Source organism: Pseudomonas sp. P42 (assembly GCF_017973755.1).
Classification (GTDB): Bacteria; Pseudomonadota; Gammaproteobacteria; order Pseudomonadales; family Pseudomonadaceae; genus Aquipseudomonas; species Aquipseudomonas iridis.
In genome coordinates, this window is sequence record NZ_JACOPU010000001.1 from 459,924 (window position 1) to 486,124 (window position 26,201).

General features: G+C 59.9%; 26 protein-coding genes. 25 read left to right on the top strand and 1 reads right to left on the bottom strand.

All coding sequences use genetic code 11. From position 1 onward, the window contains the following. Positions 1–98: 98 nt before the first annotated feature. The 21 genes from H8B20_RS02230 to flhB all read left to right on the top strand — a co-directional run bounded on the left by H8B20_RS02230 (position 99) and on the right by flhB (position 19,835). A complete protein-coding gene (locus tag H8B20_RS02230; protein WP_042558215.1) occupies positions 99–1,574 on the top strand; it encodes a sigma-54 dependent transcriptional regulator in 1,476 nt (491 codons plus the stop codon). A 110-nt stretch (positions 1,575–1,684) separates the two neighbouring features. Next, positions 1,685–2,893 carry a sensor histidine kinase gene (locus H8B20_RS02235; protein ID WP_042558216.1) on the top strand — a complete coding sequence of 403 codons (1,209 nt, stop codon included), beginning with the start codon at positions 1,685–1,687 and terminating at the stop codon, positions 2,891–2,893. Positions 2,894–2,898: 5 nt separating this feature from the next. Beyond that, positions 2,899–4,290, top strand: a complete 1,392-nt coding sequence (locus tag H8B20_RS02240; protein ID WP_210622238.1) for a sigma-54-dependent transcriptional regulator — start codon at positions 2,899–2,901, stop codon at positions 4,288–4,290. Between the two features lie 127 nt (positions 4,291–4,417). Then, positions 4,418–4,747, top strand: coding sequence for a flagellar hook-basal body complex protein FliE (gene fliE / locus H8B20_RS02245; protein WP_042558218.1), 330 nt, complete (start codon positions 4,418–4,420; stop codon positions 4,745–4,747). 15 nt (positions 4,748–4,762) lie between these two features. Beyond that, positions 4,763–6,550, top strand: coding sequence for a flagellar basal-body MS-ring/collar protein FliF (gene fliF / locus H8B20_RS02250; RefSeq protein ID WP_047300263.1), 1,788 nt, complete (start codon positions 4,763–4,765; stop codon positions 6,548–6,550). Continuing rightward, positions 6,543–7,562: a flagellar motor switch protein FliG gene (fliG, locus tag H8B20_RS02255; protein WP_016771079.1), complete on the top strand. Its 1,020-nt coding sequence runs from the start codon at positions 6,543–6,545 to the stop codon at positions 7,560–7,562. The genes fliF and fliG overlap by 8 nt, the downstream gene beginning before the upstream one ends. Positions 7,563–7,566: 4 nt before the next feature. Beyond that, complete coding sequence (fliH, locus tag H8B20_RS02260; protein ID WP_210622239.1) at positions 7,567–8,373, top strand: flagellar assembly protein FliH; 807 nt, start codon at positions 7,567–7,569, stop codon at positions 8,371–8,373. Then, positions 8,363–9,721, top strand: coding sequence for a flagellar protein export ATPase FliI (fliI, locus tag H8B20_RS02265; RefSeq protein WP_210622240.1), 1,359 nt, complete (start codon positions 8,363–8,365; stop codon positions 9,719–9,721). Before fliH ends, fliI begins: the two co-directional genes overlap by 11 nt. Before the next feature lie 6 nt (positions 9,722–9,727). Beyond that, entirely contained in the window at positions 9,728–10,177 is a 450-nt protein-coding gene (gene fliJ / locus H8B20_RS02270; RefSeq protein WP_042558222.1) for a flagellar export protein FliJ, read from the top strand. A 190-nt stretch (positions 10,178–10,367) separates the two neighbouring features. Next, positions 10,368–10,673 carry an STAS domain-containing protein gene (locus H8B20_RS02275; RefSeq protein ID WP_042558223.1) on the top strand — a complete coding sequence of 102 codons (306 nt, stop codon included), beginning with the start codon at positions 10,368–10,370 and terminating at the stop codon, positions 10,671–10,673. A 5-nt stretch (positions 10,674–10,678) separates the two neighbouring features. Next, a complete protein-coding gene (locus H8B20_RS02280; protein ID WP_210622241.1) occupies positions 10,679–12,382 on the top strand; it encodes an ATP-binding SpoIIE family protein phosphatase in 1,704 nt (567 codons plus the stop codon). A gap of 31 nt (positions 12,383–12,413) precedes the next feature. Further along, a complete protein-coding gene (locus H8B20_RS02285) occupies positions 12,414–12,761 on the top strand; it encodes an Hpt domain-containing protein (RefSeq protein WP_042558224.1) in 348 nt (115 codons plus the stop codon). A gap of 103 nt (positions 12,762–12,864) precedes the next feature. Continuing rightward, complete coding sequence (locus tag H8B20_RS02290; RefSeq protein ID WP_210622242.1) at positions 12,865–14,226, top strand: flagellar hook-length control protein FliK; 1,362 nt, start codon at positions 12,865–12,867, stop codon at positions 14,224–14,226. Between the two features lie 211 nt (positions 14,227–14,437). Then, positions 14,438–14,941, top strand: a complete 504-nt coding sequence (fliL, locus tag H8B20_RS02295; RefSeq protein ID WP_042558226.1) for a flagellar basal body-associated protein FliL — start codon at positions 14,438–14,440, stop codon at positions 14,939–14,941. A 9-nt stretch (positions 14,942–14,950) separates the two neighbouring features. After that, positions 14,951–15,919, top strand: a complete 969-nt coding sequence (gene fliM, locus H8B20_RS02300; protein ID WP_007920032.1) for a flagellar motor switch protein FliM — start codon at positions 14,951–14,953, stop codon at positions 15,917–15,919. A gap of 54 nt (positions 15,920–15,973) precedes the next feature. Next, on the top strand, positions 15,974–16,423 hold the full coding sequence (gene fliN / locus H8B20_RS02305) for a flagellar motor switch protein FliN (protein WP_414704588.1): 450 nt from the start codon (positions 15,974–15,976) through the stop codon (positions 16,421–16,423). Next, positions 16,424–16,879: a flagellar biosynthetic protein FliO gene (gene fliO, locus H8B20_RS02310; protein WP_042558228.1), complete on the top strand. Its 456-nt coding sequence runs from the start codon at positions 16,424–16,426 to the stop codon at positions 16,877–16,879. Further along, positions 16,879–17,637 carry a flagellar type III secretion system pore protein FliP gene (fliP, locus tag H8B20_RS02315; protein ID WP_016984314.1) on the top strand — a complete coding sequence of 253 codons (759 nt, stop codon included), beginning with the start codon at positions 16,879–16,881 and terminating at the stop codon, positions 17,635–17,637. Before fliO ends, fliP begins: the two co-directional genes overlap by 1 nt. Next, positions 17,634–17,903, top strand: a complete 270-nt coding sequence (gene fliQ, locus H8B20_RS02320; protein WP_042558229.1) for a flagellar biosynthesis protein FliQ — start codon at positions 17,634–17,636, stop codon at positions 17,901–17,903. Before fliP ends, fliQ begins: the two co-directional genes overlap by 4 nt. 3 nt (positions 17,904–17,906) lie before the next feature. Continuing rightward, positions 17,907–18,692, top strand: coding sequence for a flagellar biosynthetic protein FliR (fliR, locus tag H8B20_RS02325; protein ID WP_042558230.1), 786 nt, complete (start codon positions 17,907–17,909; stop codon positions 18,690–18,692). A 3-nt stretch (positions 18,693–18,695) separates the two neighbouring features. Further along, positions 18,696–19,835, top strand: coding sequence for a flagellar biosynthesis protein FlhB (gene flhB / locus H8B20_RS02330; RefSeq protein WP_047300265.1), 1,140 nt, complete (start codon positions 18,696–18,698; stop codon positions 19,833–19,835). A 118-nt stretch (positions 19,836–19,953) separates the two neighbouring features. Here the strand turns inward: flhB and H8B20_RS02335 are convergent, their stop codons facing one another. After that, positions 19,954–20,313, bottom strand: coding sequence for a DUF6124 family protein (locus H8B20_RS02335; RefSeq protein WP_210622244.1), 360 nt, complete (start codon positions 20,311–20,313; stop codon positions 19,954–19,956). Positions 20,314–20,923: 610 nt separating this feature from the next. On the opposite strand from H8B20_RS02335, the gene flhA reads away from it, so the two are divergent. From flhA to fliA, 4 genes are all read left to right on the top strand, one after another. Further along, a complete protein-coding gene (gene flhA / locus H8B20_RS02340; RefSeq protein WP_042558242.1) occupies positions 20,924–23,053 on the top strand; it encodes a flagellar biosynthesis protein FlhA in 2,130 nt (709 codons plus the stop codon). Positions 23,054–23,064: 11 nt separating this feature from the next. Continuing rightward, positions 23,065–24,405 (top strand): flagellar biosynthesis GTPase FlhF, encoded by a 1,341-nt coding sequence (gene flhF / locus H8B20_RS02345; protein ID WP_047300277.1) that lies wholly within the window; start codon positions 23,065–23,067, stop codon positions 24,403–24,405. 116 nt (positions 24,406–24,521) lie between these two features. Further along, positions 24,522–25,352: a flagellar synthesis regulator FleN gene (gene fleN / locus H8B20_RS02350; protein ID WP_016771060.1), complete on the top strand. Its 831-nt coding sequence runs from the start codon at positions 24,522–24,524 to the stop codon at positions 25,350–25,352. After that, entirely contained in the window at positions 25,349–26,089 is a 741-nt protein-coding gene (gene fliA / locus H8B20_RS02355) for an RNA polymerase sigma factor FliA (protein ID WP_007920004.1), read from the top strand. Before fleN ends, fliA begins: the two co-directional genes overlap by 4 nt. The last annotated feature ends 112 nt before the right edge of the window (positions 26,090–26,201 follow it).

Genomic DNA, 26,201 nt, shown 5'->3' on the forward strand with positions numbered 1-26,201 from the left:
TTTTCAGATTTCAGGCGTCTACAGGCACATGGTGTCCTGCAAGCGTGTCGCTTGCCCCATTTTTCGGGCATTGAGTTGACTAGGGAAGTTGCTATTGCATGTGGCGTGAAACCAAAATTCTGCTGATCGATGACGATAGCGTTCGCCGCCGCGACCTGGCGGTGATTCTAAATTTTCTCGGCGAAGAAAATTTACCCTGCGGCAGCCATGACTGGCAGCAGGCAGTCGGCTCTTTGTCGTCTAGTCGTGAGGTCATTTGCGTACTGATCGGGACTGTAAATGCTCCTGGCGCGCTTTTGGGCTTGCTAAAGACACTCTCAACCTGGGATGAGTTCCTTCCGGTTTTGTTAATGGGCGATAATTCTTCCATCGACTTGCCTGAAGACCAGCGTCGCCGAGTACTTTCGACCCTCGAAATGCCGCCCAGCTACAGCAAATTGCTCGACTCTCTGCACCGTGCCCAGGTCTATCGCGAGATGTACGACCAGGCCCGCGAGCGTGGCCGTCATCGCGAACCCAATCTGTTTCGCAGCCTCGTCGGCACCAGCCGGGCAATTCAGCACGTGCGTCAGATGATGCAGCAAGTGGCCGACACCGATGCCAGCGTGCTGATCCTCGGCGAGTCGGGCACCGGCAAGGAAGTGGTCGCGCGCAACCTGCATTACCACTCCAAGCGCCGCGACGGGCCATTCGTACCCGTCAACTGCGGGGCGATCCCGGCCGAGTTGCTGGAAAGCGAACTGTTCGGCCACGAGAAGGGCGCCTTCACTGGCGCCATCACCAGCCGAGCCGGCCGTTTTGAGCTGGCCAACGGCGGTACGCTGTTCCTCGACGAAATTGGCGACATGCCGCTGCCGATGCAGGTCAAACTGCTGCGCGTGCTGCAAGAGCGCACCTTCGAGCGCGTGGGTAGCAACAAGACCCAGAGTGTCGACGTGCGCATCATTGCCGCGACCCACAAGAATCTCGAAAGCATGATCGAGATCGGCACATTCCGCGAAGATCTCTACTACCGCTTGAACGTGTTCCCGATCGAGATGGCGCCGCTGCGCGAGCGTGTCGAAGACATCCCGCTGCTGATGAACGAACTGATCTCGCGCATGGAACACGAAAAGCGCGGTTCGATCCGTTTCAACTCGGCGGCAATCATGTCGCTGTGCCGTCACGGCTGGCCGGGCAACGTCCGCGAACTGGCCAACCTGGTGGAGCGCATGGCGATCATGCATCCGTACGGGGTGATCGGCGTGGTCGAGTTGCCGAAGAAATTCCGCTACGTCGACGACGAAGACGAGCAATTGGTCGACAGCCTGCGCAGCGATCTTGAAGAGCGCGTGGCAATCAACGGTCATACGCCGGACTTCACCGCCAACGCCATGTTGCCGCCGGAAGGCCTGGACCTGAAGGACTACCTCGGTGGTCTGGAACAGGGCCTGATTCAGCAGGCGCTGGACGATGCCAATGGTATTGTGGCGCGCGCGGCAGAGCGCTTGCGCATTCGGCGTACCACGCTCGTGGAGAAGATGCGCAAGTACGGCATGAGCCGGCGCGACGGTGACGAACAGGCGGAGGATTGACGCCTGTTTTTCAACTGCTTCATTTATAAGCAGTTTTTTTTAGGCACGGGTATTGCTACATCCCTCGCAACGTTCCGTTTAACTGACGGTCAGCCAAGCGAGAGAGCACAATGCCCCAAGCCGCCCAGATCTCTGCCTCCAATCCCGAGGGGCAACCTTCGTCCGTAGAGCAGGCAAGCCGCCAGGGTCTTGAGCAGGCTTTCGAGCTGTTCAGTCAGATGTCGAGCCAACTGACCGACTCCTACAGCATGCTTGAAGCGCGGGTCACCGAGCTTAAGGGTGAACTGGCCGTGGTCAGTGCCCAGCGCATGCAGGAGCTGGCGGAAAAAGAACGTCTGGCCAACCGTCTGCAAAATCTCCTTGATCTGTTACCCGGTGGCGTCATCGTAATTGATGGTCACGGCATCGTGCGCGAAGCCAATCCTGCCGCCATCGACTTGCTCGGTCTGCCGCTGGAGGGCGAGTTGTGGCGCCATGTCATCGCTCGCTGCTTCGCCCCGCGTGAAGACGACGGTCACGAAATCTCCTTGAAAAACGGTCGACGCCTGTCGATTGCCACGCGTTCGCTGGATGCCGAGCCTGGGCAATTGGTGTTGCTCAACGACCTGACAGAAACCCGTCATCTGCAAGATCAACTGGCGCGCCACGAACGTCTGTCCTCGCTGGGGCGAATGGTGGCCTCGCTGGCTCATCAGATCCGCACGCCATTGTCCGCCGCTTTGCTCTACGCCAGTCATTTGACTGAGCAGGAGTTGCCGGTTGCCACTCAGCAACGTTTCGCCGGGCGTCTTAAAGAGCGCCTGCACGAGCTGGAGCATCAGGTGCGCGACATGCTGGTGTTCGCTCGCGGCGAATTGCCGTTGACGGATCGCCTCACACCCAATGCCTTGATGCAGGCGCTGCAAGCTGCGGCCCTGACCCACGTACAGGATCTGCCGATTCGCTGGCAGTGCGACAGCCATGCCGGGGAGCTGCTGTGCAACCGTGACACATTGGTCGGCGCGCTTTTGAATCTGATCGAAAACGCGATTCAGGCCAGCGCCGGCGAGGTGCGCCTGAAAGTGCATTGCTACACCCGCGACAACACACTGCGTCTGTGCATCAGCGATTCCGGTAGCGGGATCGAGCCTGCGGTGCTGGCGCGACTCGGCGAGCCATTTTTTACCACGAAGGTCACCGGCACTGGCCTGGGCCTGACCGTGGTCAAAGCGGTGGCGCGAGCACATCAGGGAGAATTGCAGCTGCGCTCGCGAGTCGGGCGCGGCACGTGCGCGCAGGTGATCCTGCCGCTGTTTTGCGCTGTCCACGGAGCTGAGTAAAAGACATGGGCATCAAGGTTTTACTGGTCGAGGATGACCGTTCGTTGCGCGAAGCGCTGGCTGATACGTTGCTGTTGGCCGGCCATGATTACCACGCGGTCGGCAGCGCTGAAGAAGCGTTGACGGCGGTGGCGCGCGAAGCGTTCAGCCTGGTGATCAGTGACGTGAACATGCCCGGTATGGATGGTCATCAATTGCTCTCGTTGCTGCGAGTGCGTCAGCCGCAATTGCCGGTGTTGCTGATGACTGCCCACGGCGCCGTCGAGCGTGCCGTCGATGCGATGCGCCAGGGTGCTGCGGATTATCTGGTCAAGCCGTTCGAGCCCAAGGCCTTGCTCGATCTGGTGTCGCGACATGCGCTAGGCAGCATCGGTGCAACTGACGTCGAAGGCCCGATTGCGGTTGAGCCGGCCAGTGCCCAGCTTCTGGAGCTGTCGGCGCGAGTGGCCCGCAGTGATTCCACGGTGCTGATCTCCGGTGAGTCCGGTACCGGCAAGGAAGTGCTGGCGCGCTACATTCACCAGCAATCCCATCGTGCCACTCAACCGTTCATCGCAATCAATTGCGCCGCGATCCCCGACAACATGCTCGAAGCCACACTGTTCGGTCACGAAAAAGGCTCGTTCACCGGCGCCATCGCTGCGCAGCCGGGCAAGTTTGAGCAGGCGGATGGTGGCACCATTCTGCTCGACGAAATTTCCGAAATGCCTCTCGGCCTGCAAGCCAAGCTGCTGCGAGTGCTGCAAGAGCGTGAAGTCGAACGGGTCGGCGGGCGCAAGCCCATTACCCTTGATATCCGTGTGGTCGCCACGACCAACCGTGATCTGGCCGCAGAAGTGGCGGCAGGGCGCTTCCGTGAAGATCTTTTCTACCGTCTGTCGGTTTTCCCCCTGGCGTGGCGTCCACTTCGCGAGCGCACTGCCGATATCTTGCCGCTGGCTGAGCGGTTGCTGACCAAACACGTCAATAAAATGAAGCATGCAGCGGCGAAACTTTCGCTAGAGGCGCAAGCGTGCCTGACCGCGTACCCGTGGCCGGGCAATGTGCGTGAGCTGGATAACGCGATTCAGCGTGCGTTGATCTTGCAGCAGGGCGGCGTGATTCAGCCGCAGGATTTCTGCCTGGCCGGGCCGGTGATGTTTGCTGCGTTACCTGTGTCAGTGCCGACGCCTGCGGTCATTCGTGAGGTCGAAATCGATGCTGATTCGGCCGGTGCCTTGGGCGATGACCTGCGCCGCCGGGAGTTTCAGATGATCATCGACACCTTGCGCAGCGAGCGCGGCCGACGCAAGGAGGCCGCGGAAAAACTCGGCATCAGTCCGCGCACCCTACGCTACAAGCTGGCGCAAATGCGCGATGCCGGGATGGACGTCGAAGGTTATCTATTCGCCACTTGATCGCTGGCGCAATGTTTGAAAACGCTTTTCTGAAAGGGCCGGCCATGAGCTGGCACCCTTGTTGCTAATACCTGTGTACCCGCCGAGTGAGTGTCAAAAAATTGCGGGCCGCCCAAGAGAGTAGACCATGAGCCAAGGTATTGAATTCAATCGATTGATGATGGACATGAAGGCTATGAAAATAGACGCCATGTCTGCGCCGAAATCGACTGCCGCTGTCCCTGAATTGGCGGGCAGCAGCTTTTCCGACATGCTCGGTCAGGCGATCAACAAAGTCAGCAATACCCAGCAGGCGTCGACTCAGTTGGCCAACGCCTTTGAAGTGGGCAAGAGCGGCGTCGATCTGACGGACGTGATGATCGCTTCGCAAAAAGCCAGCGTGTCGTTCCAGGCTCTGACCCAGGTGCGCAACAAACTGGTTCAGGCTTATCAAGACATCATGCAGATGCCGGTATAAGGACGAGATTGAGTCATGGCAGAAGCAGTCGCCGATAACGTTCCGGCCAAGGCCACCCCGATAGACGGCAAACCGCCGTTGTTCGGCCTGTCCTTCCTGGAAAACCTCTCCGAGATGACCGTGCTGCGTCAGGTGGGCCTGTTGGTCGGCCTGGCTGCGAGCGTGGCGATTGGCTTTGCTGTGGTGCTGTGGTCGCAGCAGCCGGATTACCGTCCGTTGTATGGCAGCCTTGCCGGCCTGGACGCCAAGCAGGTCATGGAAACACTGGCCGCCGCCGACATCCCTTACAACGTCGAACCTAACTCCGGTGCCTTGCTGGTCAAGGCCGATGACTTGTCCCGTGCGCGGCTCAAGCTCGCAGCCGCTGGTGTCACTCCCAGCGACGGCAACATCGGTTATGAAATCCTCGACAAGGAACAGGGTCTGGGTACCAGCCAATTCATGGAGGCGACCCGTTACCGTCGCGGCCTCGAAGGTGAACTGGCGCGAACCATTTCCAGCCTGAACAACGTCAAGGGTGCCCGCGTGCACCTGGCGATTCCGAAGAGCTCGGTATTCGTTCGCGATGAGCGCAAGCCAAGTGCTTCTGTTCTGGTCGAGCTGTATTCCGGTCGTTCGCTGGAGCCGGGTCAGGTGGTAGCGATCATCAATCTGGTGGCGACTTCCGTACCAGAGTTGAGCAAATCGCAGATCACCGTCGTCGACCAGAAGGGCAACCTGCTCTCTGATCAGGCGGAAAACTCCGAAATGACCATGGCCGGCAAGCAGTTCGATTACAGCCGCCGCATGGAAAGCATGCTGACCCAGCGCGTCCACAACATTCTGCAACCGGTGCTGGGCAACGATCGCTACAAGGCTGAGGTTTCGGCCGATATCGATTTCAACGCCGTCGAGTCGACTGCCGAACAGTTCAACCCGGATCAACCGGCGTTGCGCAGCGAGCAGTCGGTCAGCGAGCAACGCACCGCCAGCAATGGCCCGCAAGGTGTGCCGGGTGCCTTGAGCAACCAGCCGCCGTCGCCGGCTTCGGCGCCGCAAACCACCGCGGGTGCAGCCGCTCCGGCCGCCATGGTGCAGCCAGGTCAGCCGCTGGTTGACGCCAACGGCCAGCAGATCATGGACCCGGCCACCGGGCAGCCGATGCTCGCGCCGTACCCTGCAGACAAGCGTCAACAATCCACCAAGAACTTCGAGCTCGATCGTTCCATCAGCCACACCAAGCAGCAGCAGGGTCGCCTGAATCGCCTGTCGGTGTCGGTAGTGGTCGACGATCAGGTCAAGGTCAACGCGGCCAACGGTGAAACCACCCGCGCGCCGTGGACCGCCGACGAACTGGGCCGCTTTACGCGTCTGGTGCAGGACGCGGTCGGCTTCGATGCCAGCCGTGGCGACAGCGTCAGCGTGATCAACATGCCGTTCTCCGCCGAGCGCGGTGAAGTGTTTGCCGAAATTCCGTTCTACTCCCAGCCTTGGTTCTGGGACATCGTCAAACAAGTGCTGGGTGTATTGTTCATCCTGGTGCTGGTGTTTGGTGTGCTGCGTCCGGTACTCAACAACATTACCGGCGGCGGCAAAGGCAAGGAGCTGGCCGGTTTGGGCAGCGACGTGGAACTCGGAGGCATGGGCGGCCTGGATGGCGAACTGTCCAACGACCGCGTGAGCCTCGGTGGTCCGCAGAGCATTCTGTTGCCGAGCCCGAGCGAGGGTTATGACGCGCAACTGAATGCAATCAAGAGCCTGGTGGCCGAAGATCCGGGTCGTGTGGCTCAGGTCGTGAAAGAGTGGATTAACGCAGATGAGTGATAACCGAGCCGCAACCGTCAAGCTGACCAAGGTCGACAAAGCTGCGATTCTGCTGCTGTCACTGGGTTCGACCGATGCTGCGCAAGTGCTGCGCCACATGGGCCCCAAAGAGGTTCAGCGTGTAGGTGTGGCCATGGCCCAAATGGGCAACGTCCATCGTGAGCAGGTCGAACAGGTCATGAGCGAGTTCGTCGACATCGTCGGCGACCAGACCAGCCTGGGCGTCGGTTCCGACGACTACGTGCGCAAAATGCTCACCCAGGCATTGGGCGAAGACAAGGCCAACGGCCTGATCGACCGCATCCTGCTCGGTGGCAACACCAGCGGTCTCGACAGCCTGAAATGGATGGAGCCGCGCGCCGTTGCCGACGTGATCCGTTACGAACACCCGCAGATTCAAGCGATCGTGGTCGCCTACCTCGACCCCGATCAGGCGGGTGAAGTGCTCGGCAACTTCGACCACAAGGTGCGTCTGGACATCATCCTGCGCGTCTCCTCGTTGAACACCGTGCAACCGGCGGCATTGAAAGAACTCAACCAGATTCTCGAGAAGCAGTTCTCCGGCAACTCGAATGCCTCGCGCACCACCCTGGGCGGCATCAAGCGTGCGGCCGACATCATGAACTTCCTCGACAGCTCGATCGAAGGCCAGCTCATGGACTCGATCCGCGAAGTCGACGAAGACCTGTCCGGTCAGATCGAAGACCTCATGTTCGTGTTCAACAACCTCGCCGATGTCGACGACCGCGGGATCCAGGCGCTGCTGCGCGAAGTGTCCTCCGACGTGCTGGTCCTGGCCCTCAAGGGTTCGGACGAAGGCGTCAAGGAGAAGATCTTCAAGAACATGTCCAAACGTGCCGCCGAACTGTTGCGCGACGACCTCGAGGCCAAAGGCCCGGTGCGCGTCAGCGACGTCGAAACCGCGCAGAAGGAAATCCTCACCATCGCCCGCCGTATGGCCGAAGCCGGAGAAATCGTGCTCGGTGGCAAGGGCGGCGAGGAAATGATCTAAGCCCATGGACAAGCACGACGACGATGTGACGGATCTGATCCGTGCCCGCGATGTCCGCGGTTTCGAGTCCTGGGCGATGCCCAGCTTCGATCCGCCAAAACCGGAACCCGAGCCTGAGCCAGAGCCCGAACCGCCGGAAATGGAAGAAGTGCCGCTGGAAGAAGTCCAGCCACTGACCCTGGAAGAACTCGAAAGCATCCGTCAGGAGGCTTATAACGAAGGCTTCGCGACCGGCGAAAAAGAAGGTTTTCACAGCACCACTTTGAAGGTGCGCCAAGAGGCTGAAGTCGCCTTGGCGGCGAAACTGGCCAGCCTTGAGCAATTGATGGCGAACCTGTTTGAGCCCATCGCCGAGCAAGACACACAGATCGAAAAATCGTTGGTTGATCTCGTTCAGCACATCACCAAGCAGGTGATCAAGCGCGAACTGTCCATCGATTCGAGCCAGATCGAACACGTCATGCGCGACGCCCTCAAGCTGTTGCCGCTGGGTGTCGACAATGTCCGCCTGTTCGTCAATCCGCAGGACTTCGAACAGGCCAAAGCCCTGCGCGAACGTCACGAAGAAACCTGGCGCATTGTCGAGGATGAAGCGCTGATGCCGGGCGGTTGCCGGGTTGAGACGGCGCACAGCCGCATCGATGCAAGCATTGAATCGCGTGTGACGCAGGTCATGGACAAACTGTTCAATCAGTTGCACGAACAGTCCCTGCACCCGGCGGCGGCGGACTTGAGTCTGGACATTGCCGAAGACGTCAAACCGGCTGCCGTGACTGACGAGCCGCTCGCGGACGCCGACGATGCGCCTTGAACGCACCAGCTTCGCCAAGCGCCTGAGCACTTACACCGAGGCTACTGAAATTGCCGGGGCGCCAATTCTTGAAGGTCGCCTGCTGCGCATGGTCGGCCTCACGCTGGAAGCCGAGGGCCTGCGCGCCGCCATGGGCACGCGCTGCCTGGTGATCAACGACGACAGCTACCATCCTTCGCAGGTGGAAGCCGAAGTCATGGGCTTCTCCGGCAGCAAAGTCTTTCTGATGCCGGTTGGCAGCGTCGCCGGTATTGCCCCGGGCGCCCGCGTGGTGCCTTTGGCCGATACCGGTCGCCTGCCGATGGGCATGAGCATGCTCGGTCGTGTGCTCGATGGCGCCGGTCGTGCGCTGGATGGCAAGGGCGGCATGAAAGCCGAAGACTGGGTGCCGATGGACGGCCCGACGATCAACCCGCTCAACCGTGACCCGATCAGCGAACCGCTGGACGTCGGCATCCGTTGCATCAACGGTTTGCTGACGGTCGGTCGTGGCCAGCGTCTGGGTCTGTTCGCCGGTACCGGTGTCGGTAAATCGGTGCTGCTGGGCATGATGACTCGCTTCACCGAGGCCGACATTATCGTCGTCGGCCTGATCGGTGAGCGGGGTCGGGAAGTGAAAGAATTCATCGAGCACAGCCTTGGTGAAGAAGGCCTCCAGCGCTCGGTGGTGGTCGCGTCGCCTGCGGACGACGCACCATTGATGCGTTTGCGCGCGGCGATGTACTGCACACGTATCGCCGAGTATTTTCGCGACAAGGGCAAGAACGTCCTGTTGCTGATGGATTCGCTGACCCGTTTCGCCCAGGCCCAGCGGGAAATCGCCTTGGCCATCGGCGAACCGCCAGCGACCAAGGGTTATCCGCCGTCGGTATTCGCCAAACTGCCGAAACTGGTGGAGCGCGCCGGTAATGCCGAGAAGGGCGGGGGTTCGATTACCGCGTTTTACACCGTGTTATCAGAAGGCGATGACCAGCAGGACCCGATTGCCGACTCGGCGCGGGGCGTGCTCGACGGTCACATCGTGCTGTCGCGGCGTCTGGCCGAGGAAGGTCACTACCCGGCCATCGATATCGAAGCGTCGATCAGCCGGGTAATGCCGGCGGTGGTCTCGGCCGAGCACATGCAGCGCGCGCAATATTTCAAGCAGCTGTGGTCGCGTTATCAGCAGAGTCGCGACTTGATCAGCGTCGGTGCCTATGTCGCCGGTGGCGACCGCGAGACCGACCTGGCGATTTCCCTGCAAGCGCAGTTGGTCAGGTATCAGCGTCAGGGGCTGAACGACAAAATCAACATGGGCGAAAGCCAGGCGTATCTCGAAACCCTGTTCGCCCCTGCGGCGGGCGGGTAACCGTTTATGGCCGTCAGCCGAGCCGCGCGCCTGGCGCCGGTGGTGGACATGGCCGAGAAGGCCGAGAAAACCGCCGTGCAGCGCCTTGGGTACTTTCAGGGTCAGGTCAAGGTCGCTGAAAGCAAACTTGCCGACCTGAACGCCTTTCGTCTGGATTACTCCGAGCAGTGGATCGTGCGCGGCAGCACTGGCGTGAGCGGGCAATGGTTGCTCGGCTTTCAGGGGTTTCTCGCGCAACTCGATACGGCTGTTGATCAGCAGCGCCAGAGCCTGGTCTGGCACCAGAACAATCTCGACAAGGCGCGTGACGAATGGCAGAAAGCGTTCGCCAAGGTCGAAGGCCTGCGCAAACTGGTCCAGCGGTATCGCGAAGAGGCGCAACGCCTGGAAGACAAGCGCGAGCAGAAGTTGCTGGATGAGTTGTCCCAGCGTTTGCCACGGCATGATCCGTTTTAAACCACTGCGATATCCCCTGTGGGAGCGAGCCTGCTCGCGAATGCAATCGGCCAGTTGGCTGAAATGTCGACTGACACGACGCCTTCGCGAGCAGGCTCGCTCCCACATTTGATCCTGCGTTGCACCTTGCCCCTGCGTCTACCAAGTGCTAAACCTTGTAGACGTTTGTTAATGACAAGGAAGCCAGTCAATGTCAGTCGTTACAGAAGTCTCTCCCGATGGTCACAAACTGACGATTTCAGTCAAAGGGCGGTTCGATTTCGGTCGTCATCAGGAGTTTCGCGAGTCCTACGAGCGACTCAATCAAAAGCCCGAGTCCATCGTGGTCGACCTGAAAGACGCCACTTACCTGGACAGTTCCGCGCTTGGGATGCTGCTGCTTTTGCGTGATCACGCTGGCGGAGACGACTCGCAGATCCGCGTCGTCAACTCTAACTCCGACGTGCGCAAAATCCTCGCCATCTCCAACTTCGACAAGCTCTTTGATATCAGTTGACGGCCATGCAGGCGCAAGAGCCGCTGATAATCCTGATCGCCGAAGACAGCGCCGCTGACCGGTTGCTGCTGTCGACTATCGTCCGCCGCCAAGGTCATGAGGTACTGACGGCGGCCAACGGGGCCGAAGCCGTCGATATATTTCGCCAGCAGCAACCGAGTCTGGTGCTGATGGACGCGATGATGCCGGTGATGGACGGCTTCGAGGCTGCGCGGCAGATCAAGGCGCTGGCCGGGGAAACGCTGGTGCCGATCATCTTCCTTACGTCGCTGACTGAAAGTGAAGCGCTGGCCCGTTGTCTGGAGGCTGGCGGCGACGACTTTCTGGCGAAGCCCTACAACCAGGTGATCCTTGCCGCCAAAATCAAGGCGATGGACCGCTTGCGCCGCTTGCAGGCCACGGTGTTGCAACAGCGCGACCTGATCGCCAAACATCACGACTACCTGCTTAATGAGCAACGTGTTGCCAAAGCGGTATTCGATAAAGTCGCGCATTCCGGTTGCTTGGGTGCGCCGAACATCCGTTATCTGCAATCCCCCTACGCGCTGTTCAATGGTGATTTGTTGCTGGCGGCGTACACACCGGCGGGCGACATGCACGTGCTGCTCGGCGATTTCACCGGGCACGGCTTGCCGGCTGCGGTGGGGGCCATGCCGTTGGCGGAGGTGTTTTACGGCATGACAGCCAAGGGTTACGGCTTGTCCGAAACCCTGCGCGAGATGAATGCCAAGCTCAAACGCATTCTGCCGGTAGACATGTTTTGCTGCGCGACGCTGCTGTCCCTGAGCTTTCAGCGGTGCTCGGTTGAGGTGTGGAACGGCGGCATGCCGGACGGTTATCTGCACCGGATCGCCAGCGGTGAACGCATACCGTTGACGGCAAGGCATTTGCCACTGGGTGTGCTCAGCCCGCAAGCATTTGATGACGGTACGCAGGTGCACCCGATGGCCGTTGGTGATCGGGTCTTTCTGTTGTCTGACGGGGTGATCGACACCAGCGATGCCAACGATCAATTGTTCGGTGTCGAGCGTTTACAGCAAGTATTTGCCGCCAACCGTGAGCCGGACCGGCTGTTCGAGGATATCGAGCGGGCGCTGCAGGATTTTCGCGGCGAGGCTCGCGACGATGTCAGCATGGTCGAGGTCAGTCTGCTGGAGCCTGAGCAGGTTCAGCCGCCGGCGCCCATGTATTCCGACAGCGGCCAATTGAGCCCGCTGGACTGGTCGGTGAGCTTCGAATTCCGTGGCGCTACGCTCAGGCGTTACAACCCTTTGCCCTACCTGCTGCAATTGCTGTTGGAAGTGCACGGCCTGCGCACGCAAAGCGGCGCGCTGTACAGTGTGCTCGCGGAGTTGTATTCCAATGCGTTGGAGCACGGGGTGCTGGGGCTCGATTCCAGCCTCAAGCGCGATGCCGCAGGGTTCGCCCGCTATTATGAACAGCGCAACGCGCGTCTGGAGGTCTTGCAGGACGGCTATGTGCGTGTGCATTTGCAGGTCAGGCCGCAAGGCGCGGGCGGCTGTCTGGTCATTCGTGTCGATGACAGCGGCAAGGGATTTGATGTGGCACGGGTGATGGAACGACCGCTGGACGGTGTCCGTTTGTCGGGGCGTGGTGTCAGCTTGGTCCGGCAATTGGGGCGCAACGCCCGTTGGTCGGACGAAGGTCGTAGTGCCCACGTGGAGTTTTTCTGGGAGGTTGAGGCATAATCCGCGCAATTCTTGATCAAGGAGTGAACAAGTGGCAGATAAACAAGTTGATCGCGAGGTACTCGATACCTTGCGCGAAGTGATGGAAGACAGTTATCCGGACCTGCTGGATACCTTCCTGAGCGATTCCGAAAGCCGTTTGCATGAGCTGCAAAAGACCGCTGATGCCAGGGTTCTTTCGGAGGTTGCGCACAGCTTCAAGGGCAGCGCCAGCAATATGGGGGCTGTTCGACTGGCAGCGCTGTGCCAGGAGCTTGAATCGGACGCAAAAAACAAGAGCCCGGCAGAAAACGTCAAACTGGTGGCTGAAATCAGCGGCGAATTTGCCAATGTGCGCCCTGTTTACGAAAACGAACGACAGCACATCCACCTCCACTGATTCTTCCGTTCGGCACTTTTCTCAAGTGTGGGGCAAATATGGCCCGGCGCTTGCTAATAACTCCATAACTGTACCTACGATCCAGTGCAGCGGAGACCGTTTCATGCCTGCGACCCCCAACATTCTTCTTCAGAACGCCGCCCAGGCCAAGGCTCAGGCCGCGTCTGCCAAATCGTCGGCAATGGCCGCAGACGCTGGGGAAAAGGCTTCAAGCTTCGCCAAAGTATTCGCCGATCAGGGCTCGAACAAGCCTGCGGTCTCTGCTGATAATTCGGTGAAATCGGGGCGCCACAAGGTTGCCGATACCGGTGGCAAAAAGGACGTCGGCACTGATCAGTCTGCCGCTCCCAAGCCGGTGGTTGCCGATAGCGGCAAGGCGTTGCCTGCTGATACAGCGGCATCGAGCGACGACAAGGCTGCCAGCGACGATGGCGCGCAGACGCCGGTAGCCGACGCCACTGTCGGTGACGCCGCAGTGGTTGACCCGGCCCTGGATCCGGCGTTGGCTGCCATCGTGCAGCCGGCCGTGACGGCGCCCGTCGTAGCGGCTCCAGCGGCCGCACCGGCCCAGGACGAAACTCCGGAAGTTGCCGTGCTGGCGAGTATGGTCAAAGACCCGGCGGCCAGCGCCGACAGCGATTTCGACCCTTCGGCCGATCCGCTTGATTCACTGCCTGCCGTGCGTATGGCGATGGAGCAGGGTGGTCATATTTCCGCCGCTAGTCAGGCGCAGCCCAAAGCTGCGCCAGCGCAGACCGACGGTGAATTGACCTCGGCGCAGACTTTTGCCGCGGGCATGGCAAGCATGCTCGACGTGCAGACCGACAAGGACAGCACCAGTCAGCAGGGCGGTGACAAAGCCTTCAGCGGTCTGCTCGATGACGGCCTCAAAGACCTCAAGTCCGCTACCAGCGATACCCGCGTCGATGACTTCGCTAACCGTCTGGCAGCGCTGACCCAGGCCGCTACACCGAAGACCGCGAACGCAGTGCCGGTCAATCAGCCGATTGCCATGCATCAGAGCGGCTGGACCGAAGAAGTGGTCAACCGCGTCATGTATCTGTCGAGCGTCAATCTCAAGGCGGCGGACATTCAGTTGCAGCCGGCCGAATTGGGTCGTCTGGATATCCGCGTAAACATGGTCCCGGACCAGCAAACCCAAGTGACGTTCATGAGTGCGCACCCGAGTGTGCGTGAAGCGCTCGATGGGCAGATGCATCGCCTGCGTGAGATGTTCAACCAGCAGGGCATGGGCCAGGTCGACGTCAATGTGTCCGACCAGAGCCGTGGCTGGCAGGGTCAGCAAGGTCAGGAACAGGCGCAACAAGGTCAGAGCGGGCGCACCAGCGCTGGCGGTGGTCGACTGGATTCGGCAGATGACGAACTGGCGGCTGCCGCTGTTGCTGAGGCAGCCGTTCAAACCACCAGCGTGATCGGTACCAGCGCAGTCGATTATTACGCCTGATAAAGCACTGATCGCCCTTGTGGGAGCGAGCCTGCTCGCGAATGCGGTTTAACATTCAACTTTTATGTCGACTGTTACATCGCTTTCGCGAGCAGGCTCGCTCCCACAGTTGTTTTATGGTGTCCGTCCTCCCCTCCAACACTTCTGGCATAACACTTGCTCTTGCCTTGCCGTGCGACTGTGAAAACCCGAATAGTGACGGATTATTGGCATGGCGAAGAGCGAAACAGCAGCAGTAAAAGACCCCGCAACCAAAGGCAAACTCAAGCTGATCATCGTGATCGTGCTGGCGTTGTTGTTGGCCATTGGTGCGTCCGTGGGGGCGACCTGGTTCTTCATGCACAGCGCTCAGAGCAAGCCTGCCGATGCCGCCCAAGCAGCGCCGGTCGGCAAGCAGCCGGCGATTTTCGAGCCGATGGCCCCCGCCTTTGTCGCCAACTACAACCAGAACGGCCGTCAGCGCTACATGCAAGTGAGCATCACCATGCTGGCGCGTAACCAGGCCGACCTGGAAGCGCTGAAAGTGCACATGCCGGTGATCCGCAACAATCTGGTAATGCTCTTCTCCGGTCAGGACTTCGCCACCTTGGCGACCCCGGTCGGCCAGGAAATGTTGCGCCAGAAGGCCACCGCCAGCGTCCAGGAAGTGGCGCAGAAAGAGCTGGGCAAAGTGGTGATCGAACAGTTGCTTTTCACTAATTTCGTACTGCAGTAGGAACACGACATGGCCGTGCAGGATCTGCTGTCCCAGGATGAAATCGATGCGCTGTTGCATGGCGTCGACGATGGTCTGGTACAGACCGATAACGCTGCCGAACCCGGCAGTGTCAAAAGCTACGACCTGACCAGCCAGGATCGCATCGTCCGTGGACGCATGCCGACTCTGGAAATGATCAACGAGCGTTTTGCCCGCTACACCCGCATCAGCATGTTCAACATGCTGCGCCGCTCGGCGGACGTTGCCGTCGGTGGCGTACAGGTGATGAAGTTCGGCGAATACGTGCACTCGTTGTATGTGCCGACCAGTCTCAACCTGGTCAAGATCAAACCCCTGCGCGGCACCGCGCTGTTCATCCTCGACGCCAAACTGGTGTTCAAACTGGTGGACAACTTCTTCGGCGGCGACGGCCGTCACGCCAAGATCGAAGGGCGTGAATTCACCCCGACCGAACTGCGCGTGGTGCGCATGGTGCTGGAGCAGGCCTTCGTCGATCTGAAAGAAGCCTGGCAAGCGATCATGGAAGTCAATTTCGAGTACATCAACTCGGAGGTGAACCCGGCCATGGCCAACATCGTCGGCCCGAGCGAAGCGATTGTGGTCTCCACCTTCCACATCGAACTCGATGGCGGTGGCGGCGACCTGCACGTGACCATGCCGTACTCGATGATCGAGCCGGTGCGGGAAATGCTCGACGCCGGTTTCCAGTCGGACCTCGACGATCAGGACGAGCGCTGGGTCAACGCCCTGCGCCAGGACGTGCTCGATGTCGACGTGCCGATCGGTGCCACCGTGGCCCGCCGCCAGTTGAAGTTGCGCGACATCCTGCACATGCAGCCGGGGGATGTGATCCCGGTCGAGATGCCGGACGAAATGATCATGCGCGCCAACGGCGTGCCGGCCTTCAAGGTCAAGATGGGCTCGCACAAAGGCAACCTCGCGTTGCAGGTGATCGAGCCGATCGAGCGTCGCTGAAGCAGCGCTTTTACCCCCACATTTAGCTGAATTTTTGCCCGCCGAGGACAAATGATGAACGACGATATTAACGCCCAGGACGATCAGGCACTGGCTGACGAATGGGCTGCTGCCCTGGAAGAGACCGGTGATGGTCAATCCGAAATCGACGCACTGCTGGCGGCCGACGCATCCAGCGGCTCGCGTCTGCCGATGGAAGAGTTCGGCAGCGTGCCGAAGAACAACGATCCAGTGACACTGGACGGCCCGAACCTGGACGTGATCCTCGACATCCCGGTGTCCATCTCGATGGAAGTCGGCAGCACCGACATCAACATCCGCAACCTGCTGCAACTCAACCAGGGTTCGGTGATCGAGCTTGATCGCCTGGCCGGTGAGCCGCTGGACGTGCTGGTCAACGGCACGCTGATCGCTCACGGCGAAGTAGTGGTGGTCAACGAGAAGTTCGGCATCCGCCTGACCGACGTGATCAGCCCAAGTGAACGCATCAAGAAGCTGCGCTGAGTGAAAAGGTTTCTCTGGGCTCTGCTGGCCTTGCCCCTGAGCGTGTTGGCCGCCGAACCGGTGGCTGGCCACGCCGCGCCTGCCGCTGCTACCGCACCGATGGTCAACAGTGGCGTGGCTGGGCAATTGACGCAGCTGGTGTTCGGCCTGCTGCTGGTGCTGGGGTTGATCTTCTTCCTCGCCTGGCTGTTGCGTCGGGTGCAGCAGGCGGGGCCTGCGGGCAAAGGGCAGGTGATCGAGCTGATTGGCTCGCGCGCGCTCGGCCCGCGTGACCGTCTGATGCTGGTGCAGGTCGGCAATGAGCAGATTCTGCTCGGCTTGAGCCCCGGCACCATTACCGCGCTGCACGTGCTCAAGGAACCGGTCGAGGTGCCGAGCACCAGCGAGAAAGCGACGCCGGAATTTGCCCAGCATCTGCTGAGGATTCTCGGCAAGGATCAGAAGGATAAGAAGTAATGGGTGCGCTACGCATCGTCTTGACGCTGGCCCTGATGCTGGCCGCGCCGCTGGCGTTCGCCGCCGATCCGTTGTCGATCCCGGCGATCACGCTGGGCACCAACGCCGACGGCGCGCAGGAGTATTCGGTCAGTCTGCAGATCCTGCTGATCATGACCGCGCTGAGTTTTATCCCGGCGGCGGTCATCCTGATGACCAGTTTCACGCGGATCATCATCGTCTTCTCTATCCTGCGTCAGGCCCTGGGCTTGCAGCAGACGCCGTCGAACCAGATCCTCACCGGCATGGCGCTGTTTCTGACGATGTTCATCATGGCGCCGGTGTTCGACCGGGTGAACAAAGATGCGCTGCAACCGTATCTGGCGGAGACACTTACCGCCCAGCAAGCGGTGGAAAAAGCCCAGGTGCCGATCAAGGACTTCATGCTCGCCCAGACGCGCACCAGTGATCTTGAGTTGTTCATGCGCCTGTCCAAGCGCACCGACATCGCCACCCCGGATCAGGCACCACTGACAATTCTGGTGCCGGCGTTCGTCACGTCCGAGCTGAAAACGGCGTTCCAGATCGGCTTCATGATCTTCATTCCGTTCCTGATCATCGACCTCGTCGTGGCCAGTGTGCTGATGGCGATGGGTATGATGATGCTCTCGCCGCTGATCATCTCGCTGCCGTTCAAGATCATGCTGTTCGTGCTGGTGGATGGCTGGGCGCTGATTATCGGCACCTTGGCCAGCAGTTTCGGAGGTGTCTCGCCATGACGCCGGAAGTCGCGGTCGATATCTTTCGTGAGGCGCTGTGGCTGACCACACTGATGGTCGCGATTCTGGTGGTGCCGAGCCTGTTGGTGGGCTTGCTGGTGGCGATGTTTCAGGCGGCCACGCAGATCAACGAACAGACCTTGAGCTTTCTGCCGCGTCTGCTGGTGATGCTGGTGACCCTGATCGTCGGTGGTCCGTGGATCGTGCAGACCTTCATGGAATACATCATCGAGCTGTACAAAAACATCCCGATGGTCATCGGCTAAGCCATGCAGTCGCTGCTTCAGCTGACCGACACCCAGATCAGTTCCTGGGTGGCGACGTTCATGTTGCCGCTGTTTCGCGTGGCCTCGATGCTGATGGTCATGCCGGTATTCGGCACGACCCTCATCCCGCGGCGCGTGCGCCTGTATTTCGCCGTCGCAATCACCGTGGTGATTGTCCCGGGCCTGCCGCCGATGCCGGCGGTGAGTCCGCTCGATCTCAGTGGCTTGCTGCTGATTGCCGAGCAGATTCTGATCGGCGCCGTGCTTGGCTTTTCCCTGCAGCTGTTTTTCCAGGCATTTGCCGTGGCCGGGCAGATTGTCGCGATCCAGATGGGCATGGGCTTCGCCTCGATGGTCGACCCGGCCAACGGCGTTTCGGTGGCGGTGATCGGGCAGTTCTTCACCATGCTCGTGACGTTGTTGTTCCTATCGATGAATGGCCATCTGGTGGTATTTGAAGTCCTCACCGAGAGCTTCACTACGTTGCCGGTGGGTAGCGGGTTGATGACCGCGCATTATTGGGAGCTGGCCGGCAAACTCGGCTGGGTCCTGGGGGCGGCGTTGCTGTTGGTGCTGCCGGCAGTGACCGCGTTGCTGGTGGTCAACATCGCTTTCGGCGTAATGACCCGCGCCGCGCCGCAACTGAACATTTTCTCCATCGGTTTTCCGCTGACCCTGGTGCTCGGGCTGTTCATCGTCTGGGTCGGTCTGGCGGATATTCTCAATCAGTATCAGCCGCTGGCCACCGAGGCCTTGCAGTTGCTACGCGAACTCGCACGGGCGCGCTGAGTCATGGCAGAGAGCGAAAGCGGTCAGGACAAAACAGAAGACCCCACGGAGAAACGTAAAAAGGACTCCCGTGAGAAGGGCGAGATTGCCCGCTCCAAAGAACTCAACACCCTTGCTGTAATGATGGCCGGTTCCGGCGCGCTGCTGGTGTTCGGCGGCATGCTTGCCGAAGACCTGATGGACCTGATGCGCCTGAACTTCACGCTGTCGCGCGAAGTGATCATGGACCAGGGCTCCATGGGCGCGTTTCTCTTGCAGTCAGGGAAACTCGCTTTGGTGGCGATTCAGCCGATCATGATCACGCTGCTGCTGGCCGCGCTGATCGGGCCGATTTCCCTCGGTGGCTGGCTGTTCGCAGCAGGCTCCATGGCGCCCAAGTTCAGCCGGATGAACCCGGGAGCCGGCCTGAAGCGGATGTTCTCGATGAAGGCCATCATCGAACTGCTCAAGGCGCTGGCCAAGTTTTTGATCACCTTGTCCGTGGCCTTGATGGTGTTGGCTGCGGACGTCGATGACTTGCTGCGTATTGCCCATGAGCCACTCGAGCTGGCGATCATTCACAGTGTGGTGCTGGTCGGCTGGAGCACGCTGTGGCTGGCCTGTGGCCTGATCATCATCGCGGCGGTCGATGTCCCGGTGCAGATCTGGGAGAGCATGAAAAAGCTCAAGATGACCAAGCAGGAAGTGCGCGACGAGCACAAGGATCAGGAAGGTCGCCCGGAGGTCAAACAGCGCATCCGCCAGACCCAGCGCGAAATGTCCCAGCGACGCATGATGGCTGCCATTCCCGACGCTGACGTGGTCATCACCAACCCGACCCACTACGCCGTGGCGCTGAAATACGATTCGGAAAAGGGCGGGGCGCCGATACTGCTGGCCAAGGGCAGTGATTTCCTGGCACTGAAGATCCGCGAAATTGCCGTGGCCAATAACGTCATGCTCCTCGAATCGCCGGGGTTGGCGCGTTCGATCTACTACTCGACCGAACTCGATCAGGAAATCCCTGGTGGACTTTACCTGGCCGTTGCCCAGGTATTGGCCTACGTCTATCAGATCCGCCAATACCAGGCGGGCAAGGGTAAGCGTCCGGATCCGCTCAAGGATGATTTGCCGATTCCGCCAGATCTGCGGCGCGATTCCTGACATTACTGTGATGAAACAAAAAAACCGCCGTCCCGATTGAAAGGAACGGCGGTTTTTTTATGCCTGAAGGCAGCTCCTACAGGGAAATATCTGTGTAATTAAACCCCGTGTTCAGGGCTCAGCCCGGCAATTGCGGATTATCCAGCACGCGATTCACCGCCAGCTCCCCAAGCATGATCAGTTGCGCAATCCCCAGCAGCGTCCTGCGCTGTGACGCTGGCAAGAGGCGGGCGAAGTCTTGGGCGATGGTTTTGGCCGAAGCGAGTGTTTCGCAGGCATCGACCAGCAGTTCCTCGTTTTTGAAATCGGCGGTAACGGCGTACATCCGGCGGGTTTGGCGGGGCGGTGGCGTGGAGCCGGGTGGGCAGAGGTAGTGATCGAGGGCGCGGTCGGCGGCGTCGTTGAGTTTTTTTGAATCGAGGGATTCGTAGGGAGAGGTGGGGTCGGTTTCGGGTGGGTTGGGTGTTGGTTTGATCATGGTGAAGCCTCTAGAGTAATGAAGCTGCCACTGTTCGCTGCTAACGAAAGGGGTGGCGGCTATACGCGGGTTAGCAGACCAGGACTCTAGAACCCGGCGCACCGAAGTGCCCCACGCAAAGCCGCCATAACGGCAACGGACTTGTGCGTCTAGAGAAAACCCAGGCTGCTAAACCCGATCACTGAGAAATCAGCGACGGCTCAACAATAGAGTCCACCCCCAAGGCGCACAAGCCGGCGGATTCTGGCGTAGCTGTAGGCAAAGGCGCAAGGATTCGTAGCCTGGAACCCGTGTCTGCAAGTGTCTTTTAAACACCTTCGTTTAAATCAAAGAATCGCGCCGGATTTTATGGCCCCTTCGCGAGCAGGCTCGTTCCCACGGTTGGAATGCATTCCACGCCCACATCTGGTTTTCATTTCATTCTCATAATTGGAATGCAGTTTCCTGTGGGAGTGAGCCTGCTCGCGAATGGGTAGTCCCGGTCAGTAAAAAACTCACGGTCAAAACCTCCCTGTTCGATCATTGGCAAAAGTTGGAAGGTTTCTTGCAATAGCCGCCGTACGTCCGTTCTGGGCGTCAAAAGTTTGCTTTAAAGGAACGGGGAAAACCGGTGGATCGCTCTCAGTTACTCAACAGTGCTCGCTCAAACGTTGCCGACCTCAGTCGAGGCAATCTGGGCGTGCCGTTGTTGCTGCTGGTCATGTTGGCAATGATGATGTTGCCGATTCCGCCGTTCCTGCTCGACGTGTTTTTCACCTTCAACATTGCCTTGTCCATCGTCGTGCTGCTGGTGTGCGTTTACGCCCTGCGGCCACTGGATTTTGCGGTGTTCCCGACCATCCTGCTGGTGGCGACGCTGATGCGCCTGGCGTTGAACGTGGCATCGACGCGGGTGGTGATGCTCCACGGTCAGGACGGCCACGCCGCCGCCGGTAAGGTGATCCAGGCCTTCGGTGAGGTGGTGATCGGCGGTAACTACGTGGTCGGTATCGTGGTTTTCGCGATTTTGATGATCATCAACTTTGTCGTGGTGACCAAGGGTGCCGGGCGGATTTCCGAGGTGAGCGCACGTTTCACCCTCGATGCGATGCCCGGCAAACAAATGGCAATCGACGCCGACCTCAACGCCGGTCTGATCGACCAGAACCAGGCCAAGTCGCGCCGTCAGGAAGTCGCGCAAGAGGCCGAGTTCTACGGTTCCATGGACGGTGCGAGCAAATTCGTCCGTGGTGACGCCATCGCCGGCCTGCTGATTCTGTTTATCAACCTCATCGGCGGTATGGCCGTCGGTATCTTCCAGCACAACATGAGCTTCGGTGACGCTGGCCGGGTTTATGCCTTGCTGACCATCGGTGACGGTTTGGTGGCGCAATTGCCATCACTGTTGTTATCAACAGCGGCGGCGATCATGGTGACCCGTGCTTCCGGTTCGGAAGACATGGGCAAGCAGATCAACCGCCAAATGTTCGCCTCGCCGAAAGCGCTGGCAGTGGCTGCCGGGTTGATGGCGGTCATGGGCCTGGTGCCGGGCATGCCGCACTTCTCGTTCCTGAGCATGGCCGCACTGGCTGGCGGCGCCGCGTACCTGTTCTGGAAAAAACAGAACGTGGCCAAAGTCGTCGCGCTGGAAGAGGTCAAGCGTCAGCAGGAATTGCTGCCATCACCGGCCCGCGCCATGGAAACCAAAGAGCTTGGCTGGGACGACGTGACCCCGATCGACATGATCGGCCTGGAAGTCGGCTATCGCCTGATCCCGCTGGTTGATCGCAATCAGGGCGGGCAATTGCTGGCGCGGATCAAGGGCGTGCGCAAGAAGCTGTCGCAGGATCTGGGCTTCCTGATGCCCACTGTGCACATTCGTGACAACCTCGATCTGGCCCCGAGCGCGTATCGTCTGACCTTGATGGGAGTGATCCTGGCCGAGGCCGAGATTTACCCTGATCGCGAACTGGCGATCAACCCCGGTCAGGTCTACGGCGCGCTCAACGGTATCAACGCCAAAGATCCGGCTTTCGGTCTGGAAGCGGTGTGGATCGAAATCAGCCAGCGCGCGCAGGCACAATCGCTGGGTTATACCGTTGTGGATGCGAGCACCGTGGTCGCGACGCACTTGAACCAGATTCTGTACAAGCACTCCAGCGAGCTGATTGGCCACGAGGAAGTGCAGCAACTCATGCAATTGCTGGCCAAAAGCTCGCCAAAACTGGCGGAAGAGTTGGTGCCGGGCGTGGTTTCGTTGTCGCAGTTGCTCAAGGTGCTGCAAGCGTTGCTGGCCGAGCATGTCCCGGTACGCGATATCCGCAGCATTGCCGAAGCCATCGCCAACAACGCCGCGAAGAGTCAAGATACCGCCGCGTTGGTGGCTGCTGTGCGGGTCGGCGTATCTCGCGCAATCGTCCAAAGCATTGTAGGCACGGAGTCTGAGCTACCTGTTATCACTCTGGAGCCAAGGTTGGAACAGATATTGCTCAATAGTCTGCAGAAGGCAGGACAAGGCTCGGAAGAGGGCGTTCTGCTGGAGCCAAGCATGGCCGAGAAGCTGCAGCGTTCGCTGATCGAAGCGGCGCAGCGGCAGGAAATGCAAGGTCAGCCGGTCATCCTATTGGTAGCCGGCCCGATCCGCGCGATGCTCTCGCGCTTTGGCCGCCTGGCAGTCCCTGGATTGCACGTGCTGGCCTACCAGGAAATACCGGACAACAAGCAAGTGACGATCGTTGCGACAGTAGGGCCCAACGGCTGAGGTAGTGGTTTATGCAAGTTAAGCGTTTTTTCGCCGCCGATATGCGTCAGGCCATGAAGCTGGTTCGTGATGAGCTGGGCGCTGATGCCGCCATCATTGGCAACCGCCGCATTGCCGGCGGCGTCGAACTGACGGCGGCGCTGGATTACAAGTTGTCGGCGCTCGCGCCACGGGTTCCGAACATGGAACTCGAAGACGAGCTGCGCAAGACCCAGTCGCGCATCGTCACCGCCCAGGCCGAATTGAGCCTGCGGGGCGAAGCCGACGGCGACACCAATCGGCAGCTGTTCGCCGGTTTGCCAATGACGGCCGGCCTGCCGCTGACCGCTGCCGAACCGTTGAGCGAGCCGACTTACGCGGCCCCGGCGCGTCCGGCCCCGGCACCTGCGCAATCGTCAGGCGGGATTGATCCGCGTGCACTGGATTCGATGCGTTTTGAATTGAACAGCCTGCGCGAGCTGATGGAAGTTCAGCTCGGCACCCTCGCCTGGAACCAGCTGCAAGGCAGCCGCCCGGCGCAAGCCAACCTGTATCGCCGTCTGCAACGGATCGGCCTGTCCGGCCCGTTGTCGCGCGACCTGCTGGCGATGATCACCGATATCGAAGAGCCTCGTCAGGCCTGGCGCATGCTGCTGGCGCACCTGGCGCGGATGATTGCCGTACCGGAAGTCGAGCCGCTGGAAGAGGGCGGTGTGATTGCCATGGTCGGCCCTGCCGGCATGGGCAAGACCACCACGCTTGCCAAGCTTGCTGCCCGCTACGTGCTCAAGTACGGCGCGCAGAATGTCGCGCTGGTGAGCATGGACAGCTTCCGCATCGGCGCTCAGGAACAACTGAAGACCCTGGGCCGGATTCTCAACGTGCCGGTAACGCACGTCGATCCGGGTCAGTCGCTGGTGCAGGCCCTGGACCCGCTGCTGCGCAAACGCGTGGTGCTGATCGATACCGCCGGCCTGCAGGCCAGCGATCCGGCACTGCGTATGCAGCTCGAAAGTCTGGCCGGGCGTGGCATCCGTTCAAAAAATTATCTCGTGCTGGCAACCACCAGCCAAAAACAGGTTCTAACCGCCGCTTATCACAGTTACAAGCGTTGCGGGCTCGCCGGGTGCATCCTGACTAAACTGGATGAAACGGCCAGCCTCGGCGAAGTGTTGAGCCTGGCGATCAGTCATGAATTGCCGGTCGCGTATCTGACCGATGGCCCACGGATTCCGGATGATTTGCATCTGCCGCGCCGTCATCAACTGGTCAGCCGCGCCGTCAGCGTGCAAATGCAGGAAGAACCCAGCGAAGAAGCCATGGCTGACATGTTCGCTGATATCTATCACAGCCCGACCAAGCAGGTAGGCTGAGGTAATCATGAACAGTTTTTGTACCTACATCGATGGTCTGCCATGCATTGTTCCGTTTGTGAACGCGCAGCCAGTAATGTGGCCTCCGTCTATGCAAGACAAGGTAAAGAAATAACATGGGCAGCATGCATCCCGTACAGGTTATCGCGGTGACTGGCGGCAAAGGTGGCGTCGGCAAGACTAATGTGTCAGTGAACTTGTCTCTGGCGCTGGCAGAGCTTGGCCGTCGGGTCATGCTGCTGGACGCCGATCTGGGGCTGGCGAACGTCGACGTTCTGTTGGGTTTGACGCCCAAACGCACCTTGGCCGACGTGATCGAAGGCCGCTGTGAATTGCGCGACGTGCTGTTGCAAGGCCCGGGCGGAATTCGCATCGTGCCGGCTGCATCGGGCACTCAGAGCATGGTGCATCTGAGCCCGGCTCAGCATGCCGGTCTGATTCAGGCGTTCAGCGACATCGGCGACAATCTCGACGTACTGGTGATCGACACCGCTGCGGGCATTGGTGACTCGGTAGTCAGTTTCGTACGCGCCGCGCAAGAAGTGTTGCTGGTGGTCTGCGACGAGCCGACTTCGATTACCGACGCTTACGCGCTGATCAAGTTGCTCAACCGCGATTACGGCATGAACCGCTTCCGCGTCCTGGCCAACATGGCGCAGAGCCCGCAGGAAGGGCGCAACCTGTTCGCCAAGTTGACCAAGGTCACTGATCGCTTTCTTGACGTGGCCCTACAATACGTCGGCGCTGTGCCTTACGACGAAAGCGTGCGCAAGGCCGTGCAGAAGCAACGTGCGGTCTATGAAGCCTTCCCGCGTTCCAAGTGCGCACTGGCGTTCAAGGCAATCGCACAGAAGGTCGATACCTGGCCGCTGCCTGCCAACCCGCGCGGCCACCTTGAATTCTTCGTCGAGCGCCTCGTGCAGCAAACGGCAGGGCCTGTCATATGACCGCAAGCGGTATGAACTACTACAAAAAGTCGGCACGTGATGCGCAGTACGAGTTGATCGAGCGTTATGCGCCACTGGTCAAACGCATTGCCTACCACTTGCTGGCACGGTTGCCGGCGAGTGTGCAGGTCGAGGATCTGATCCAGGCCGGGATGATCGGCCTGCTCGAAGTCTCGACCAAATATGACGCCAGCAAAGGCGCCAGTTTCGAAACGTATGCGGGCATTCGAATCCGCGGCGCGATGCTCGACGAAGTGCGCAAAGGAGACTGGGCGCCACGCTCGGTTCACCGCAATACCCGTATGGTCAGCGACGCAATTCGCTCGATTGAAGCTAAAACCGGCCGTGATGCTAAAGATCACGAAGTTGCGGCCGAACTCCAATTGAGTCTCGACGATTATTACGGGATTTTGAATGACACCCTGGGCAGCCGCTTGTTCAGTTTCGACGATCTGTTGCAGGACGGCGAACACGAAGGGCTGCACGAGGATGGCGCGAGTGCTCATCTTGAGCCGTCACGCGATCTGGAAGATGAACGCTTCCAGGCAGCGCTGGCGGACGCGATTGCCAATTTGCCGGAGCGTGAGCGACTGGTGTTGGCGCTGTACTACGACGAAGAGCTGAACCTCAAGGAGATCGGTGAAGTCCTTGGCGTCAGTGAGTCGCGGGTCAGCCAGTTACACAGCCAGTGCGCGGCCCGTTTGCGGGGGCGTTTGGGGGAGTGGCGAGCGCGCTGAAGGCAGTGTGGGGACACTGCGAACGAGGCTGGTGCGGTGATGAACGGCACCGGTCTTGCTCTGTTGTGCTCCAGACAGTCTTTGAGTGTTACGCCGGATTGAATGAAATGGC

Coding starts and splice junctions, on each gene's coding strand:
- H8B20_RS02230 (WP_042558215.1), top strand. CDS start 99: ATGTGGCGTGAAACCAAAATTCTGCTGATCGATGACGATAGCGTTCGC.
- H8B20_RS02235 (WP_042558216.1), top strand. CDS start 1,685: ATGCCCCAAGCCGCCCAGATCTCTGCCTCCAATCCCGAGGGGCAACCT.
- H8B20_RS02240 (WP_210622238.1), top strand. CDS start 2,899: ATGGGCATCAAGGTTTTACTGGTCGAGGATGACCGTTCGTTGCGCGAA.
- fliE (WP_042558218.1), top strand. CDS start 4,418: ATGAGCCAAGGTATTGAATTCAATCGATTGATGATGGACATGAAGGCT.
- fliF (WP_047300263.1), top strand. CDS start 4,763: ATGGCAGAAGCAGTCGCCGATAACGTTCCGGCCAAGGCCACCCCGATA.
- fliG (WP_016771079.1), top strand. CDS start 6,543: ATGAGTGATAACCGAGCCGCAACCGTCAAGCTGACCAAGGTCGACAAA.
- fliH (WP_210622239.1), top strand. CDS start 7,567: ATGGACAAGCACGACGACGATGTGACGGATCTGATCCGTGCCCGCGAT.
- fliI (WP_210622240.1), top strand. CDS start 8,363: ATGCGCCTTGAACGCACCAGCTTCGCCAAGCGCCTGAGCACTTACACC.
- fliJ (WP_042558222.1), top strand. CDS start 9,728: ATGGCCGTCAGCCGAGCCGCGCGCCTGGCGCCGGTGGTGGACATGGCC.
- H8B20_RS02275 (WP_042558223.1), top strand. CDS start 10,368: ATGTCAGTCGTTACAGAAGTCTCTCCCGATGGTCACAAACTGACGATT.
- H8B20_RS02280 (WP_210622241.1), top strand. CDS start 10,679: ATGCAGGCGCAAGAGCCGCTGATAATCCTGATCGCCGAAGACAGCGCC.
- H8B20_RS02290 (WP_210622242.1), top strand. CDS start 12,865: ATGCCTGCGACCCCCAACATTCTTCTTCAGAACGCCGCCCAGGCCAAG.
- fliL (WP_042558226.1), top strand. CDS start 14,438: ATGGCGAAGAGCGAAACAGCAGCAGTAAAAGACCCCGCAACCAAAGGC.
- fliM (WP_007920032.1), top strand. CDS start 14,951: ATGGCCGTGCAGGATCTGCTGTCCCAGGATGAAATCGATGCGCTGTTG.
- fliN (WP_414704588.1), top strand. CDS start 15,974: ATGAACGACGATATTAACGCCCAGGACGATCAGGCACTGGCTGACGAA.
- fliP (WP_016984314.1), top strand. CDS start 16,879: ATGGGTGCGCTACGCATCGTCTTGACGCTGGCCCTGATGCTGGCCGCG.
- fliQ (WP_042558229.1), top strand. CDS start 17,634: ATGACGCCGGAAGTCGCGGTCGATATCTTTCGTGAGGCGCTGTGGCTG.
- fliR (WP_042558230.1), top strand. CDS start 17,907: ATGCAGTCGCTGCTTCAGCTGACCGACACCCAGATCAGTTCCTGGGTG.
- flhB (WP_047300265.1), top strand. CDS start 18,696: ATGGCAGAGAGCGAAAGCGGTCAGGACAAAACAGAAGACCCCACGGAG.
- H8B20_RS02335 (WP_210622244.1), bottom strand. CDS start 20,313: ATGATCAAACCAACACCCAACCCACCCGAAACCGACCCCACCTCTCCC.
- flhF (WP_047300277.1), top strand. CDS start 23,065: ATGCAAGTTAAGCGTTTTTTCGCCGCCGATATGCGTCAGGCCATGAAG.
- fleN (WP_016771060.1), top strand. CDS start 24,522: ATGGGCAGCATGCATCCCGTACAGGTTATCGCGGTGACTGGCGGCAAA.
- fliA (WP_007920004.1), top strand. CDS start 25,349: ATGACCGCAAGCGGTATGAACTACTACAAAAAGTCGGCACGTGATGCG.